11 protein-coding genes are annotated in these 16,951 nt (G+C 61.2%); 7 read left to right on the forward strand and 4 right to left on the reverse strand.

The genetic code is table 11. The features are described 5' to 3' along the window. Positions 1–51 precede the first annotated feature (51 nt). The 6 genes from ACYZT2_RS13855 (at position 52) to ACYZT2_RS13880 (ending at position 12,372) form a co-directional block, all read left to right on the forward strand. Positions 52–1,368 (forward strand): MdtA/MuxA family multidrug efflux RND transporter periplasmic adaptor subunit, encoded by a 1,317-nt coding sequence (locus ACYZT2_RS13855; protein WP_461972943.1) that lies wholly within the window; start codon positions 52–54, stop codon positions 1,366–1,368. Next, positions 1,365–4,469, forward strand: a complete 3,105-nt coding sequence (locus ACYZT2_RS13860) for an MdtB/MuxB family multidrug efflux RND transporter permease subunit (protein ID WP_461972945.1) — start codon at positions 1,365–1,367, stop codon at positions 4,467–4,469. The genes ACYZT2_RS13855 and ACYZT2_RS13860 overlap by 4 nt, the downstream gene beginning before the upstream one ends. Further along, a complete protein-coding gene (locus tag ACYZT2_RS13865; protein WP_461972947.1) occupies positions 4,466–7,573 on the forward strand; it encodes an efflux RND transporter permease subunit in 3,108 nt (1,035 codons plus the stop codon). Before ACYZT2_RS13860 ends, ACYZT2_RS13865 begins: the two co-directional genes overlap by 4 nt. After that, the gene (locus ACYZT2_RS13870) at positions 7,570–9,045 is read left to right on the forward strand and encodes an efflux transporter outer membrane subunit (protein ID WP_461972949.1); all 1,476 of its coding nucleotides are present in this window, start codon (positions 7,570–7,572) and stop codon (positions 9,043–9,045) included. Before ACYZT2_RS13865 ends, ACYZT2_RS13870 begins: the two co-directional genes overlap by 4 nt. A gap of 265 nt (positions 9,046–9,310) precedes the next feature. Further along, a complete protein-coding gene (locus ACYZT2_RS13875) occupies positions 9,311–11,392 on the forward strand; it encodes a putative bifunctional diguanylate cyclase/phosphodiesterase (RefSeq protein ID WP_461972951.1) in 2,082 nt (693 codons plus the stop codon). 233 nt (positions 11,393–11,625) lie between these two features. Further along, positions 11,626–12,372, forward strand: a complete 747-nt coding sequence (locus ACYZT2_RS13880; protein WP_007901312.1) for an SDR family oxidoreductase — start codon at positions 11,626–11,628, stop codon at positions 12,370–12,372. A 151-nt stretch (positions 12,373–12,523) separates the two neighbouring features. Here ACYZT2_RS13880 and mapR read toward each other — a convergent pair whose 3' ends face one another. The 3 genes from mapR to ACYZT2_RS13895 form a co-directional block, all read right to left on the reverse strand. Beyond that, the gene (mapR, locus tag ACYZT2_RS13885) at positions 12,524–13,933 is read right to left on the reverse strand and encodes a GntR family transcriptional regulator MpaR (RefSeq protein ID WP_048397653.1); all 1,410 of its coding nucleotides are present in this window, start codon (positions 13,931–13,933) and stop codon (positions 12,524–12,526) included. A 131-nt stretch (positions 13,934–14,064) separates the two neighbouring features. Continuing rightward, a complete protein-coding gene (gene ccoG, locus ACYZT2_RS13890; protein WP_461972954.1) occupies positions 14,065–15,495 on the reverse strand; it encodes a cytochrome c oxidase accessory protein CcoG in 1,431 nt (476 codons plus the stop codon). Between the two features lie 195 nt (positions 15,496–15,690). Then, complete coding sequence (locus ACYZT2_RS13895) at positions 15,691–15,924, reverse strand: DUF3203 family protein (protein ID WP_461972956.1); 234 nt, start codon at positions 15,922–15,924, stop codon at positions 15,691–15,693. 130 nt (positions 15,925–16,054) lie between these two features. Here ACYZT2_RS13895 and ACYZT2_RS13900 point away from each other — a divergent pair, with 130 nt between their 5' ends. Continuing rightward, positions 16,055–16,555 (forward strand): MgtC/SapB family protein, encoded by a 501-nt coding sequence (locus ACYZT2_RS13900; RefSeq protein WP_461972958.1) that lies wholly within the window; start codon positions 16,055–16,057, stop codon positions 16,553–16,555. A 17-nt stretch (positions 16,556–16,572) separates the two neighbouring features. Here ACYZT2_RS13900 and ACYZT2_RS13905 read toward each other — a convergent pair whose 3' ends face one another. Further along, positions 16,573–16,755 (reverse strand): hypothetical protein, encoded by a 183-nt coding sequence (locus ACYZT2_RS13905; RefSeq protein WP_461972960.1) that lies wholly within the window; start codon positions 16,753–16,755, stop codon positions 16,573–16,575. Positions 16,756–16,951: the final 196 nt, after the last annotated feature.

A 16,951-nucleotide genomic window follows, 5' to 3' on the forward strand; every position in this document is an offset into this window, starting at 1 on the left:
CCATCAGTGCTTATCGTTCAGCCTCCTGTAGAAAGAAGCTTCACGCGCCCAATGGTTGATCATTCCATGCAATCCTCCGCTTCCCGCAATCCTCGTCGCTGGCTCTTCGGCCTGCTTGTCCTGTTGGTCATCGCTGGCCTGTGCTGGAAATTCTGGCCCGCAGGCAGCAGCCCGAAGGAGGGCGCAGGGCAGAAAGCCGTTGCCGGGCAGACCGGTCGGTCGGGGGGGATGCGTCCAGGGTTTGGTGGGGCATCCGGGCCGGTCCCTGTGCGCGTGGCGCTAGCGGTCAAAGGCGATTTCCCGCTGTATTACAAGGCGCTGGGCACCGTCACCGCGCTGAACACCATCAATGTGCGCAGCCGGGTGGGCGGCGAACTGATCAAGATTTCGTTCGAAGAAGGGCAGATGGTCAAGGCAGGCGATCTGCTGGCCGAAATCGATCCGCGTCCTTACCAGAACGCCTTGCTCCAGGCCGAAGGCACCTTGCTGCAGAATCAGGCACAACTGAAGAATGCTCAGGTCGATGTCGAGCGCTATCGCGGCCTGTACCGCGAAGACAGTATCGCCAAGCAAACCCTGGACACCGCCGAAGCATTGGTCGGCCAGTACCTGGGCACGGTCAAGACCAATCAGGCAGCAGTCAACGACGCCAAGCTCAACCTGGAATTCACCAAAATTCGCGCGCCGATCGCCGGGCGTGTGGGCCTGCGTCAGCTGGACGTCGGCAACCTCGTGGCGGCCAACGACACCACGGCGCTGGTGATCATCACCCAGACTCAACCGATCAGCGTGGCGTTCACCTTGCCGGAAAACAGCCTGGATACAGTGCTGGCGCGCTATCGCACCGGGGCCAAATTGCCCGCGGAAGCCTGGGATCGTGGCGACACCAAACTGCAGGCCACTGGCGTGTTGCAGAGCCTGGACAACCAGATTGACGTCACCACCGGCACCCTGAAATTCAAGGCCCGCTACGAGAACCGCGATCAAGCGCTGTTCCCCAACCAGTTCGTCAACGTCCACTTGCTGGCTGACACCCTCAAAGGCGTGGTGCTTGCGCCTTCGGCGGCGATCCAGTTCGGCACCAACGGCACGTTCGTCTATGCCATGGACGGCGACAGGAAGGTCACCATCCGCCAGTTGAAAGTCGGCGCCAGTGACGGTGACAACACGGTGATCACCGAAGGCCTGGCCGCTGGCGATCGGGTGGTGCTGGAAGGCACCGACCGCCTGAAGGAAGGCAGCGAAGTGGAAGTGGTCAATGATCCCAAGGACGTGCCAACCACCCCGACCGAACACCTACAAGGCAAGTCGGCCGCCACTGCACCTGACGCGACGGCCACCGACAAGGCGAAAAAGGGCGGAGCATGAACATCTCGCGGCTGTTCATCCTTCGCCCGGTCGCCACGACCCTGAGCATGCTGGCGATTATTCTGGCCGGCGTGATTGCTTATCGGCTGCTCCCGGTGTCGGCGTTGCCTCAGGTTGATTACCCGACTATTCGCGTCATGACGCTCTATCCCGGCGCCAGCCCGGATGTCATGACCAGCGCCGTGACCGCGCCGCTGGAGCGTCAATTCGGGCAGATGCCCGGCCTGACCCAGATGGCGTCCACGAGTTCCGGCGGCGCTTCGGTGCTGACCCTGCGGTTCAGCCTCGACATCAACATGGACGTCGCCGAGCAGCAGGTTCAGGCCGCGATCAACGCCGCGACCAATTTGCTGCCCAAGGACTTGCCGGCACCGCCGGTGTACAACAAGGTCAACCCGGCGGACACCCCGGTGCTGACCCTGGCCATCACCTCCAAAACCATGCTGTTGCCCAAGCTCAATGATTTGGTCGACACGCGCATGGCGCAGAAAATCGCCCAGATCAGCGGCGTCGGCATGGTTAGCATTGCCGGCGGTCAGCGTCAGGCGGTGCGCATCAAGGTCAACCCAGAGGCCCTCGCGGCCAACGGCCTGAACCTCTCGGACGTGCGCACGTTGATCGGCGCCTCCAACGTCAACCAGCCCAAGGGCAACTTCGACGGCCCGACCCGGGTGTCGATGCTCGACGCCAACGACCAACTGACTTCACCCAAGGACTACGCCAATCTGATCCTCGCCTACGCTAACGGCGCGCCATTGCGGCTCAAGGACGTGGCGGAGATCGTCGACGGTGCCGAGAACGAACGTCTGGCGGCGTGGGCCAATGAAAATCAGGCGGTGTTGCTGAACATCCAGCGCCAGCCCGGCGCCAATGTCATCGAGGTGGTCGACCGGATCAAGGCCTTGCTGCCGAGCATCACCGACAACCTGCCGGCCGGCCTCGACGTCACGGTACTCACCGACCGCACCCAGACCATCCGTGCCTCGGTCACCGACGTGCAGCACGAACTGCTGATCGCCATCGCGCTGGTGGTGATGGTCACGTTCCTGTTCCTGCGGCGGGCCAGCGCCACAATCATTCCGTCGGTGGCCGTGCCGCTGTCGTTGATCGGCACCTTCGGTGTGATGTACCTCGCAGGCTTTTCGGTCAATAACCTGACCCTGATGGCGCTGACCATCGCCACCGGTTTCGTGGTGGACGATGCGATCGTCATGCTGGAGAACATTTCCCGATATATCGAAGAGGGCGACAGCCCGCTGCAAGCGGCGCTCAAGGGCGCCAAGCAGATTGGCTTCACCCTGATCTCCCTGACGCTGTCGCTGATTGCGGTACTGATTCCACTGCTGTTCATGGCGGACGTGGTGGGGCGCTTGTTTCGCGAGTTCGCGATCACCCTGGCGGTGGCGATCCTGATTTCCCTTGTCGTCTCCCTGACCCTGACGCCGATGATGTGCGCACGGCTGCTCAAGCGTGAGCCCAAGGAAGCGGAGCAGGGCCGGTTCTACCGCTCCAGTGGCGCGGCCATCGACTGGATGATCGCCGCCTACGGGCGCAAATTGCAGTGGGTGCTCAAGCATCAACCCCTGACCTTGATGGTGGCCATCGGCACGCTGGCATTGACCGTGTTCCTGTACATGGTGGTGCCCAAGGGCTTCTTCCCGGTGCAGGACACTGGCGTGATCCAGGGGATTTCCGAGGCGCCGCAGTCGATTTCCTTTGCGGCGATGAGCGAGCGTCAGCAGGAACTGGCCAAGGTTATTCTGGCCGATCCGGCGGTCGAGAGCCTGTCATCCTACATCGGGGTCGATGGCGACAATTCGACGCTGAACAGCGGCCGGCTGCTGATCAACCTCAAGTCCCACGGCGAGCGCGACTTGAGCGCCACTGAAGTGATCGCGCGTCTGCAACCAGAGCTGGACAAGCTGATCGGCATTCGTCTGTTCATGCAGCCGGTGCAGGACCTGACCATCGAAGACCGGGTCAGCCGCACGCAGTACCAGTTCAGCATGTCGTCGCCCGATTCCGAGTTGCTCAGCCTGTGGAGCGGGCGGCTGGTGGACGCCCTGGCGCAACGGCCGGAGCTGACCGACGTCGCCAGCGATTTGCAGGACAAGGGCTTGCAGGTTTATCTGGTGATCGACCGTGATGCGGCGTCGCGGGTCGGCGTATCGGTGTCGAACATCACCGATGCGCTGTACGACGCTTTCGGTCAGCGGCAGATTTCCACCATTTACACCCAGGCCAGCCAATACCGCGTGGTGCTGCAATCGCAATCCGGCGAGAAAATCGGCCCGGATGCGCTGAACCAGATTCACGTCAAGACTACCGATGGCGGTCAGGTGCGCCTGTCCAGCCTGGCGCATGTCGAGGAGCGTCAAGCGCAACTGGCGATCACCCACATCGGCCAGTTCCCCGCGGTGATGATGTCGTTCAACCTGGCGCCCGGCGTGGCACTGGGGCATGCGGTCGAGATCATCGATCAGGTGCAGAAAGACATCGGCATGCCGATTGGCGTGCAGACTCAGTTCCAGGGCGCGGCCGAAGCGTTCCAGGCGTCGCTGTCGAGCACTTTGCTGCTGATTCTGGCGGCGGTGGTAACCATGTACATCGTGCTCGGCGTGCTCTACGAGAGCTACATTCACCCGATCACCATTCTCTCGACGTTACCCTCGGCGGCGGTCGGCGCCTTGCTGGCGTTGCTGTTGAGCGGCAATGACCTGGGCATGATCGCGATCATCGGCATCATCCTGCTGATCGGTATCGTGAAAAAGAACGCGATCATGATGATCGACTTCGCCCTAGAGGCGGAACGTAACCAAGGCATGGACCCGCAAACCGCGATCTATCAGGCGGCGCTGCTGCGCTTCCGGCCGATTCTGATGACCACCCTGGCGGCATTGTTCGGCGCGGTGCCGCTGATGCTGGCCACCGGTTCCGGCGCGGAATTGCGCCAGCCTTTGGGTCTGGTGATGGTCGGTGGCTTGCTGGTGAGTCAGGTGCTGACGCTGTTTACCACGCCCGTCATCTACTTGTACTTCGATCGCCTCGGGCGGCGCTGGGGCCGTAAGCCCGAGTCTGTGGAACCGGTAGAACAGCCATGAACCTGTCCGGACCTTTCATCAAGCGCCCCGTCGCAACGATGTTGTTGAGCCTGGCGATCATATTGCTGGGCGGCGTGAGCTTCGGCCTGTTGCCGGTATCGCCGCTGCCGCAGATGGATTTCCCGGTGATCGTGGTTCAGGCGAGCTTGCCCGGCGCGAGCCCGGAGGTCATGGCCTCGACCGTGGCCACGCCGCTCGAACGTTCCTTCGGCGCCATCGCCGGGGTCAACACCATGAGCAGCCGTTCCAGCCAGGGTTCGACCCGAGTGATTTTGCAGTTCGACCTGGACCGCGACATCAACGGCGCGGCGCGGGAAGTGCAGGCGGCGATCAACGCCTCGCGCAATTTGTTGCCCAGCGGCATGCGCAGTATGCCGACCTACAAGAAGGTCAACCCGTCCCAGGCGCCGATCATGGTGTTGTCGCTGACCTCGGATGTGCTGGAAAAAGGCCAGCTCTATGACTTGGCCTCGACCATCTTGTCCCAAAGCCTGTCGCAGGTGCAGGGCGTGGGTGAAGTGCAGATCGGTGGCAGTTCGTTGCCAGCGGTGCGCATCGAACTCGAACCCCAGGCGCTCAACCAGTACGGCGTGGCGCTGGACGATGTGCGCAACACCATCGCCAACGCCAACGTGCGCCGGCCCAAGGGCTCGGTCGAAGACGGCGAGCGGTTGTGGCAGGTTCAGGCCAACGATCAACTGGAAAAGGCCAAGGATTACGAGTCGCTGATCATTCACTACGCGGACGGCGCAGCGCTGCGCCTGAAGGATGTGGCCAAGGTCAGCGACGGCGTCGAGGACCGCTACAACAGCGGCTTCTTCAACGACGACGCGGCGGTGTTGCTGGTGATCAACCGCCAGGCCGGCGCCAACATCATCGAGACGGTCAACGAGATCAAGGCGCAGTTGCCGGCGTTGCAGGCCGTGCTGCCGGCCAGCGTCAAGCTGAACCTGGCGATGGACCGTTCGCCGGTGATCAAGGCCACTCTGCACGAAGCGGAAATGACCCTGCTGATTGCCGTGGTGCTGGTGATTCTGGTGGTGTTCCTGTTCCTCGGTAATTTCCGTGCTTCGCTGATTCCGACCCTGGCGGTGCCGGTGTCGCTGGTGGGCACGTTTGCGGTGATGTACCTCTACGGGTTCTCCCTGAACAACCTGTCGCTGATGGCGCTGATTCTGGCCACCGGTCTGGTGGTGGACGACGCCATCGTGGTGCTGGAGAACATTTCCCGGCACATCGACAAGGGCGTGCCGCCGATGAAGGCCGCGTACCTTGGGGCCCAGGAAGTCGGTTTCACGCTGCTGTCGATGAACGTCTCGCTGGTGGCGGTGTTCCTGTCGATCCTGTTCATGGGCGGGATCATCGAAAGTCTGTTCCGCGAGTTTTCCATCACCCTGGCGGCGGCCATTGTGGTGTCATTGCTGGTGTCGCTGACGCTGACGCCGATGCTCTGCGCCCGCTGGCTCAAGCCGCATTCGCCGGGACAGGAAAACCGCCTGCAACGCTGGAGCCAGCGGGCCAACGAGTGGATGGTCGGCAAATACGCCAGCAGCCTCGACTGGGTGCTGCGTCACCGTCGGCTGACCTTGCTCAGTCTGTTCGTGACGATTGGCGTGAATATCGCGCTGTATGTTGTTGTTCCCAAAACCTTTTTACCTCAGCAGGACACCGGCCAGTTGATCGGTTTCGTGCGCGGCGACGACGGATTGTCGTTCAGTGTGATGCAGCCGAAGATGGAAATCTTCCGCCGCGTCGTGCTCAAGGACGAGGCGGTAGAGAGCGTCGCGGGGTTCATCGGGGGCAACAACGGCACCAACAACGCCTTCATGCTGGTGCGGCTGAAGCCGATCAAGGAACGCAACCTGTCCGCGCAAAAAGTCATCGAACGCCTGCGCAAGGAAATGCCCAAAGTGCCCGGTGCGCAGTTGATGCTGATGGCCGATCAGGACCTGCAATTCGGCGGCGGCCGCGAGCAGACCTCCTCGCAATATTCCTACATCCTGCAAAGCGGCGATCTCGGCGCGTTGCGCGAGTGGTATCCGAAAGTCGTCACCGCGCTCAAGGCGCTGCCGGAACTGACGGCGATTGACGCACGCGAAGGCCGTGGCGCCCAGCAAGTGACCCTGATTGTCGATCGCGATCAGGCCAAGCGTCTGGGCGTCGATATGGACATGGTCACCGCGGTGTTGAACAACGCCTACAGCCAGCGTCAGATTTCAACGATCTACGACAGCCTCAACCAGTATCAGGTGGTGATGGAGGTCAATCCGAAATACGCGCAAGACCCGATCACCCTGAATCAGGTCAAAGTGATCACTGCCGACGGTGCGCGGATTCCGCTGTCGACCATCGCTCACTACGAAAACAGCCTGGAAGACGACCGGGTCAGCCACGAAGGCCAGTTCGCTTCGGAAAGCATCGCCTTCGACATGGCCGAAGGCGTGACGGTGGAGCAGGGCTCGGCGGCCATAGAGCGGGCGATTGCCAAGGTCGGTTTGCCGGAAGACGTGATTGCGAAAATGGCCGGTACCGCCGATGCGTTCGCCGCCACCCAGAAGAGCCAGCCGTGGATGATTCTTGGCGCGCTGGTGGCAGTGTATCTGGTGCTGGGCGTGCTGTATGAAAGCTACATCCACCCGCTGACCATTCTCTCGACCTTGCCGTCGGCCGGGGTCGGGGCGTTGCTGTCGATCTATGTGCTCGGTGGCGAGTTCAGCCTGATCTCCTTGCTTGGGCTGTTCCTGCTGATCGGCGTGGTGAAGAAAAACGCCATTCTGATGATCGATCTGGCGCTGCAACTGGAACGGCATCAGGGCCTGGAGCCGCTGGAATCAATCCGTAGCGCTTGCCTGCAACGTCTGCGGCCGATTCTGATGACCACTCTGGCGGCGATTCTCGGCGCTTTGCCGTTATTACTGAGCCGTGCCGAAGGGGCGGAAATGCGTCAGCCGCTGGGCCTGACCATCATCGGCGGGCTGGTCTTCAGCCAGGTGCTGACGCTTTACACCACCCCGGTGGTTTACCTCTATCTCGACAACCTGCGCCATCGCTTCAACCGCTGGCGTGGGGTGCGTACCGATGCTGCTCTGGAAACTCCGCTATGACTGACCGTTCGCTTATCAACCAGGTTGCACCGCTGATCACGGCCCGAGGCTCGCGTTTGCTGAGCCTGGCGCTGTGCGTGGCGATGCTCAGTGCCTGCGCCATCGGCCCGGATTACCAGCGCCCGCAAGCCGCCGCGCCGGCACAGTACAAGGAAGCGGCTGGCTGGCGTCAGGCCAACCCTGGCGACTCTCAGGCGCGCGGTGCCTGGTGGGAGTTGTATGGCGACCGGCAGCTCAACGGCCTGATCGAAAAACTCAACAGCGCCAACCAGACCGTTGCCCAGTCCGAAGCCCAGTACCGCCAGGCCCAGGCCTTGGTGCGCAGTGCCCGGGGGGCATTTTTCCCGACGGTGGACCTGACCGTCGGAAAAAACCGCTCCAGCCAGGGCACCGGGAGCAGCAGCTCGAGCTTGAGCAGTACCTCCAGCGGTATTCGCGATACTTACACCGCGCAGGCCGGGGTCAGTTGGGAAGCGGACGTCTGGGGCAAATTGCGCCGAGGCCTGGAAGCCGACACGGCCAACGCCGAGGCGAGTTTTGCCGATCTGGCGGCGATGCGCCTGAGCCAGCAATCAGAGCTGGTGCAGAACTACCTGCAACTGCGGGTGATCGACGAACAGAAACGTCTTTTGGAGGCGACAGTCGAGGCCTATCAACGCTCGCTGAAAATGACCGAAAACCAGTACCGCGCCGGTGTCTCCGGCAAGGACGCAGTGGCCCAGGCCACCACTCAGCTCAAAAGCACCCAGGCAGAGATGGTCGACCTGATCTGGCAGCGCGCGCAGTTCGAGAACGCCATCGCCGTACTGATTGGTCTGCCGCCGGCCGAGTTCAGTCTGGCAGAAACCAAAGACATCCCGGCATTGCCGCAGGTGCCGCTAAGCCTGCCTTCGCAGTTGCTGGAACGCCGCCCGGACATCGCTTCCGCCGAGCGCTCGGTGATGGCCGCCAACGCCAACATCGGCGTGGCCAAAGCCGCCTACTACCCGGACCTGACCCTGAGCCTGAACGGCGGCTATAGCAGCAGCACCTCTAACAACTGGATCAGTGTGCCGAACCGCTTCTGGTCGGTCGGCCCGCAACTGGCCATGACCCTGTTCGACGGTGGACAGCGCTCGGCGGAAGTCGATCGCAGCGAAGCGGCCTACGACGAGACCGTCGCCAAGTACCGCCAGACCGTGCTCGATGGCTTGCGTGAAGTGGAAAACTATCTGGTGCAGCTCAAGGTACTGGAAGACGAAGCCAAGGTGCGCCAGGAAGCCCTGGATGCGGCGCGAGAATCCCTGCGGTTGACCCAGAACCAATACAAGGCCGGGGTCATTGCTTATCTGGATGTGGTGGTGGTTCAGGCCACGGCGTTGAGTAACGAACGCAACGTGTTGAGTTTGCTGCAGAGCCGCTTGATCGCCAGCGTGCAATTGATTGCCGCACTGGGTGGCGGGTGGGATGGGCAGACAAACAGCGAGCTGTAGCAGCTGCCGAGCCCGCGAGGCTGCGTTCGGCGGCGCAGCCGTCGTAAATCCTGTGTACACGGACTTCCTGAAGCACCGCACCGTTTGATTTCACGACGGCTGCGCCGCCGAACGCAGCCTCGCAGGCTCGGCAGCTGCTACAAACGTTTCATCGTCTTGATGGCCTTTTGATGACTTTGTGGATGCGTTCGTCCGCGGAATCAGTACAATCGCCGCTTTGCTCCCCGAGTATGAATGCAGCACGGGGGCGGTCGCGAGAAGTCCCATGCTCATCGGTAGTTATTCCATTACGCTGGTTTTCATATCGCTCTGTGTGGCGATACTTGCCTCTTATACCGCGCTCGACCTCACCGGTCGCATCGCCACGGCCAAGGGCCGGGCGGTGCATCTGTGGACGGCGGGCGGCGCTTTTGCGATGGGGATCGGTGTGTGGTCGATGCATTTCATTGGCATGCTCGCGTTCACATTGCCGATCGATCTGGGCTACGACGCGACCCTCACGGCGCTCTCCCTATTGATTGCAGTCCTGTCCTGCGGTTTTGCTCTGTGGCTGGTCAGCCAGCCACAACTGCCGGCCTGGCAGCTGGCATTCGGCGCGCTGGTCATGGGCGCTGGCATCAGTGCGATGCATTACACCGGCATGGCCGCGATGCGCATGCAGCCGGGCATCGATTACGACCCTGCACTGTTTAGTGCGTCGCTGCTAATCGCCGTCGGCGCGTCGGGCGCGGCGTTGTGGATCGCTTTTCGCCTGCGCCGGCACGCGCCGTATGTGCGCCTGATCCGCGGCGGTGCAGCGGTGATCATGGGTATCGCCATCGTCGGCATGCACTACACCGGCATGGCAGCGGCACGCTTTGCCGACGGCAGTTTCTGTGGCGCGGCGGCCGATGGCCTGAACGGCGAGGGCCTGGACAATCTTGTTCTGATCACCACCCTTGCCGTGTTGAGCATTGCCTTGCTGACCTCGATCCTCGATGCACGCCTGGAAGCTCGCACCGCCGACCTCGCTCAATCGCTGACCGAAGCCAATCGCGAACTCACCCAACTGGCGTTGCACGACACCCTGACCGGGCTGCCGAATCGAGTGTTGCTGGCCGACCGTATCGATCAGGCGATGTCGAGGGTGCAGGAGCAGGGTGGCTGTTTTGCGTTGATGTTCATTGATCTGGACGGCTTCAAACCGGTCAACGATGCTTTTGGACACCACATGGGCGACCAGTTGCTGCGTGAGGTCGGCCTGCGCCTGCGTGAAGATTTGCGCAGCCAGGACACCCTGGCGCGAATCGGCGGTGATGAATTTGTGTTGCTGGTGCAGCTCGCCGAGCCGAATGATGCGCTGAACCTGGCGGCACGACAGGTGGGGCTGATCGCGCGCTCGTTCCGGGTCGCGGAACATGACTTGCAGATTTCCGCCAGCGTCGGTATCGCGCTCTATCCGGGCAACGGTCAGACCGCCGAGGAGTTGCTGATGAACGCCGACGCCGCGATGTACCACGCCAAGGGCGCCGGGAAAAACGGCCACCGCTTCTTCGACGCCTCGATGAACAGCAACGCGCGCAAACAGCTGCAGTTGCTGCAAGACCTGCGCAACGCCGTCGATCAGCAGCAGTTCAGCCTCTACTATCAACCCAAGTTCGACGCCGGCAATGGCCGACCGGTGGGTGCCGAGGCTTTACTGCGCTGGGAGCACCCGACCCAAGGCATGCTGCAGCCGGACACGTTCATTGACCTCGCGGAGAAGACCGGGCTGATCATTCCGATCGGCGAGTGGGTGCTCAACGAAGCTTGTCGTCAGATGCGCGAATGGTACGTGCTCGGTTATACCGATTGGCGCATCGCGGTGAACCTCTCGGCCTTGCAGTTTTGCCATGCCGGGCTGGTGCAGAGCGTCGCCAAGGCCCTGGCCACTCACCATTTGCCGGCCAACAGCCTGACCCTGGAAATCACCGAAACCACTGCCATGAGCGACGCTGATGCGAGCATGACGGTGCTGCAGGAACTCTCGGAAATGGGCGTTGACCTGTCCATCGATGACTTTGGCACCGGCTATTCGAGCTTGATGTACCTCAAACGCCTGCCGGCCAATGAATTGAAAATCGACCGGGGTTTCGTCCGTGATCTGGAACACGACAGCGATGACGCGGCCATCGTCTCGGCCATCGTCGCCCTCGGCCAGGCGCTGGGCTTGCGGATCGTCGCCGAAGGGGTGGAAACCGATGTCCAGCAAGACTTCCTGACCCAATTGGGCTGCGACTCGTTGCAGGGTTACCTGCTGGGGCATCCGTTGCCGGCCGATCGTTTCATGGCAGATATTCACCGGGGGGAGCAATTGGCTGCCGGCTGATAGACCCCTGTGGCGGGGGGCAACCCCTGTAGGAGCGAAGCTTGCTCGCGAAGGCGGTGTGTCAGTCGACATCATTGTTGCTTGATGTACCGCCTTCGCGGGCAAGCCTCGCTCCTACAAGGTCCGCCCCTTGGGTTTGTGTCATTGGAATTGACGCAGGCCCATGCAAAACCTGCCAATGGCGGTTATTCTTGGCCCCGACTGCATACGCTTGTAACGGGGGAAATGCCAGCATGGACAAAGTCATCGTCATCACCGGTGCCAGCCGCGGAATTGGCGCCGCCACGGCCCTGTTGGCCGCAGAGCAGGGCTATCGGATCTGTATCAACTACCAGTCCGACGAGCAGGCGGCGCACAGTGTGCTGGAACAAGTCCGCGCACTCGGCGCCCAAGCCATTGCGGTGCGCGCCGATGTCAGCATCGAAGACGAAGTGATCGGTCTGTTCCACCGCGTAGACACCGAACTCGGACGGGTCACGGCGCTGGTGAACAACGCCGGCACTGTCGGGCAAAAGTCGCGGATCGACGAAATGTCCGAATTCCGTATTCTGAAAATCCTCAAGACCAACGTCCTGGCGCCGATCCTCTGCGCCAAACACGCGATCCTGCGCATGTCACCCAAACATGGTGGGCAGGGCGGCAGCATCGTCAATGTGTCGTCGGTTGCTGCCCGCTTGGGCGCCCCCAGCGAATATGTCGACTACGCAGCGTCCAAAGGCGCGCTGGACACCTTCACCATCGGCCTGTCCAAGGAAGTGGCGGGCGAGGGGATTCGCGTCAACGCCGTGAGGCCGGGCTACATCTACACCGATTTCCATGCATTGAGCGGTGATCCGGATCGGGTGAGCAAGCTGGAGTCGGCGATCCCGATGGCTCGGGGTGGGCGGCCGGATGAAGTGGCTGAGGCGATTGTGTGGTTGTTGTCGGATAAGGCTTCTTATGCGACGGGGACTTTTGTTGACCTTGGTGGTGGGCGCTAATCCTTAAGGTTGGCGCCGTCTGTTCTGGCCTCATCGCGAGCAGGCTCGCTCCCACAGTGTGCTGCGGTGTGAACACAATCGTGTTCTCAACATTGCACCTTGTGGGAGCGGGCTTGCTCGCGATGGCAATTCTCCAGACAACATCAAACCTTCAGAACGACCGCACAATCCGCCCCAACGTCTCCATCGCCTTCTCCGAATCTTCAGTCCAGGGGCTGCCGTAATTCAACCGAATGCAATTTCGAAACCGCTGGGTCGGTGAAAAAATCGGCCCCGGCGCAATGCTGATCCCTTGCGCCAATGCCATCTGGAACAACTTCAACGAATCCATCTGCGGCGGCAGTTCCAGCCACAAAAAGTACCCTCCCGCTGGCTGACTGACGCGGGTCTGGGCCGGGAAGTAGCGGGCGATGGCGGCGAGCATGGCGCTTTGCTGTTCCTCCAGGGCGTAACGCAGTTTGCGCAGGTGCCGGTCGTAGCCGCCGTGTTGCAGGTAGTCGGCGATGGCGGCCTGGGCGGGCATCGAGGCGCAGAGCGAGGTCATCAGTTTCAAACGTTCGATTTTTTGCGCATACCGTCCGGCAGCGACCCAGCCGATGCGGTAGCCGGGGGCCAGGCTCTTGGCGAACGAACCGCAGTGCATCACCAACCCTTCGGTATCGAAAGCCTTGGCCGGTTTCGGCGCCTGTTGCCCGTAATAGAGCTCGGCGTAGACATCGTCTTCGATCAGCGGCACCTGATGGCTGCGCAACAGTTCCACCAATTCCTGCTTCTTCGCCTCGGGCATGGTCGCGCCCATGGGATTCTGGAAACTGGTCATGCACCAGCAGGCCTTGATCGGATGCCGTTCCAGCGTCTGGGCAAGCACGCCGAGGTCGATGCCGTCTCGCGGGTGCACGGGAATTTCAACCGCTTTGAGCTTTAGCCGTTCAAGCACTTGCAGGCTAGCGTAGAACGCCGGGGCTTCGATGGCCACCAGATCGCCGGGTTCGGTCACCGCTTGCAGGCACAGGTTCAGGGCTTCGAGGGCGCCATTGGTGATCAGCAGTTCTTCCATGGGCAACATCAGCCCGCCGACCATGTAGCGCAGGGCGATTTGTCGACGCAGTTGCGGGTTACCCGGCGACATGTCCGTGACGACCATGCGCGGGTCCATTTCCCGGGCGGCACTGGCCAGTGAACGGGACAGGCGTTGCAGCGGGAACAGCGTAGGGCTGGGAAACGCCGAACCGAAGGGCACGGTGTTCGGGTCCTTGATCGAGTCCAGCACCGAGAACACCAGTTCGCTGACGTCGACTTCGGTGGACTCGTTGACCTGGCTGCTGATCACCGGCTCCGAGAACGGGCTCGGTGCATGCGCATTAACGAAATAGCCGGAACGCGGCCGGGCACGGATCAGGCCACGGCGTTCGAGCAGGTAATAGGCCTGGAACACTGTCGATGGACTGACGCCGTAGGTCTGGCTGGCGTAGCGCACCGATGGCACCCGCTGGCCGGGACCGAGGACGCCGGAGCGGATCAGTTCAGCGATGTCATCGGCGAATTTTTCGTAGCGTTTCATCGAGTGCCTGGTTTGGTGTCATTCAGAAAAATCGAGGTGATTTCTTCGCGAGCAGGCTCGCTCCCACAGGTATTGCATTGTTCTTGTGGGAGCGAGCCTGCTCGCGAATGGCAGCACCGCAGTCTAAGGGATCAACGATTGATAGGCGCAACAAACCGGCTGTTGGCCACGCTGTAGATGTCCGGTTCATCGCTGTCGACAATCTTGAAACCGATGGTCTGCGAGCTGCTGCTCGGGCGATCCGTGGTCATGGCCACCGATACCGGTACATCGACGATCTCACCGGGGGCCAGGCTCAGTTCGGTATTGCCTTGCAGCTGAAAGCCATCGCCATCGACCAGAGTCAATCGATAGTCCTGAGGTTGCTGGGTCTTGTTGATGACCTTCAGGCTGTAGATGTTTTCGATCTGGCCTTCACTGTTCTCACGGAACAGGCCACGGTCCTTGCTGACGTCCAGCGACACCATCGGCCGTTCCACCAGCGCCAGGGCGAGGGCGCCGATCATCACCAGCAGCACGGCGGTATAACCGATCAAGCGCGGGCGCAGCAGATGGGTCTTGCCACCCTGCAACTCATGCTCCGAGGTGTAGCTGATCAGCCCACGGGCGTAGCCCATTTTGTCCATGATCGAATCACAGGCGTCGATGCATGCGGCGCAACCGATGCATTCCATCTGCAAGCCGTCGCGGATGTCGATGCCGGTCGGGCAGACCTGCACGCACAACTGGCAATCGATGCAATCACCCAAACCGATTTCGGCAGGTTTCACCTCACGTTTGCGCGGGCCACGGTTTTCGCCGCGGGCCACGTCGTAGGAAATGGTCAGGGTGTCCTTGTCGAACATCACGCTCTGGAACCGCGCATACGGGCACATATGCATGCACACCGCTTCGCGCAGCCAACCGGCGTTAATGTACGTGGCACCGGTGAAGAACAGTACCCAGAACAGGCTGACACCGCCGACCTGCAAGGTCAGCAGTTCTTCGGCCAGCGGACGGATCGGTGTGAAGTAGCCGACAAAGGTCAGGCCGGTGAGCAGGCTGATCGCCAGCCACAGGGTGTGTTTGGCCGAACGACGGATCAGTTTGTTCAGGCCCCAGGGTGCGGCTTGCAGCTTGATCCGCTGGTTGCGCTCGCCTTCGGTGAGCTTCTCGCACCACATGAAGATCCAGGTCCAGGAGCTCTGCGGGCAGGTGTAACCGCACCAGACCCGGCCTGCGAACACGGTGATCGCAAACAGGCCGAACGCGGCGATGATCAGCAGCGCCGAGAGCAGGATGAAATCCTGTGGCCAGAAGGTTGCGCCGAAGATGTGGAATTTGCTTTCGGAGAGGTCCCAGAGCACCGCCTGGCGGCCACCCCAGTTCAGCCATGCCGTGCCGAAAAACAACAGAAACAGAACCCCAGCGCCACTCATGCGCAGGGTGCGGAACAAACCCGTGAAGCTGCGGGTGTGGATCAGGTTGTCGCTGGACTTGGCCTTTATCTTTGGGCGCAAAGGCTCATTGTTTTTTATAAATGAGGCCGGTTCAACGGTTCGGACGGGGATTCTATCGCTCATGGTCTTTCGCTCATCAGCCTCCATCAGGCCTGAGCACTATGACCAGCGATCTGTTTGCATAACAGGCTCAGCTAAAGCAATAAAAAGCGGATCAGATGAGTTTCCAGCAGCAGCCTGCGACAACTTGATGCACCCGCAACGGCTGGCCGCAAACACCTATGCCAAGCGTCTGCGGCGTGTGTTGATGCGGGTCAGTCAAATCACCGAATCACTGTCCGTGGCCTTCAAATGTCGGCGACCGTCCACTGCGCCTGCTACGGTCAATGCATCGGCTTCTGCTTCGGTGATGTAGATGCGCTGGTCGTCGAGGTCGACCGCCGACATGGATTTTTCCCCGTCGGTGAGGATGGTCACGTCGGAGCAAAAACGGATTTCTTCGCCGTTTTGGGTGATGAAGAAGCAGGTCTGGTTTTCGATGCGCACAGTCATGGAGGTGTCCTTTTTTCTGCGGATTCTGAAGTGTTAGGGCGCATCCGCCGATCATCGTTCTGTGCAACCGATTAATGGTGGATGCGGTCCATCCTCTATCGAGTCATTAAATCATCACAAGGACTGCGCCATGGACGCTTGGTGGCACGAGGTTTGGGTGACGCTGCAAGCGGAGTTCGCCGACATTGGCGATGCTTCACAGCTGACGCGTATTACGGTGCGCTTGCTGATGGCCGCCTTGCTGGGCGGCATTTTGGGTTTCGAACGTGAGCAAAAGGGCAAGGCCGCCGGGGTGCGCACCCACATGCTGGTGGCGCTGGGCGCGGCGTTGTTTGTACTGGTGCCGCAGATGTCAGGATCCCAAGCCGATGCCATGAGCCGCGTGGTGCAGGGCGTGATCGCCGGCATCGGCTTTCTCGGCGCCGGGACTATCCTGAAAAACACCGATGGCGATGAGGGCCATGTCAAAGGCCTGACAACCGCTGCCGGTTTGTGGATGACGGCGGCCATTGGTGTTTCGGCCGGAATGGGCCGCGAGGCGACGGCGGTGCTCAGTACGTTGCTGGCATTGGTGATTCTCGGTGTGATGCCTATCGTCGTGCGCCAGATTGAAAAGGATCGAAACCCGTAATTGAGCCTTCATGCAGTTTACGGACTCACGATCTCCGGCGGCTGGGTGCTCGGCGGCTCTTCCCGGGGTGGCGGGCTGGTGCCTGGCGGTTCCTGCTCGGGGATGGGGCCGGGTTCGGTCGGCGGGGTTGGGGGTATGGGCGGAATTGTCGGCTCATCGATGTTCGGATCGGGTGTCTCGGCGGGGATAGGAATACTCATCGAAACAGTCTCCAGTGGCAGATGGCGTGAGTCGTGCTTAAGTTGATTGACCCGTACTCAGGGAATTTGATTCCCCGAAAGACTTGGCAAGTCCCTCTGAACTTTTACCGGCGCCTGCTGTTCGGAACTTAAGTGAGTTCATGCCGGGGCAGATCGCTTCGTGTGAACGACGACCAGGCACAAGAGCGTCCTTGGG

The organism is Pseudomonas sp. MDT1-85 (assembly GCF_054898065.1).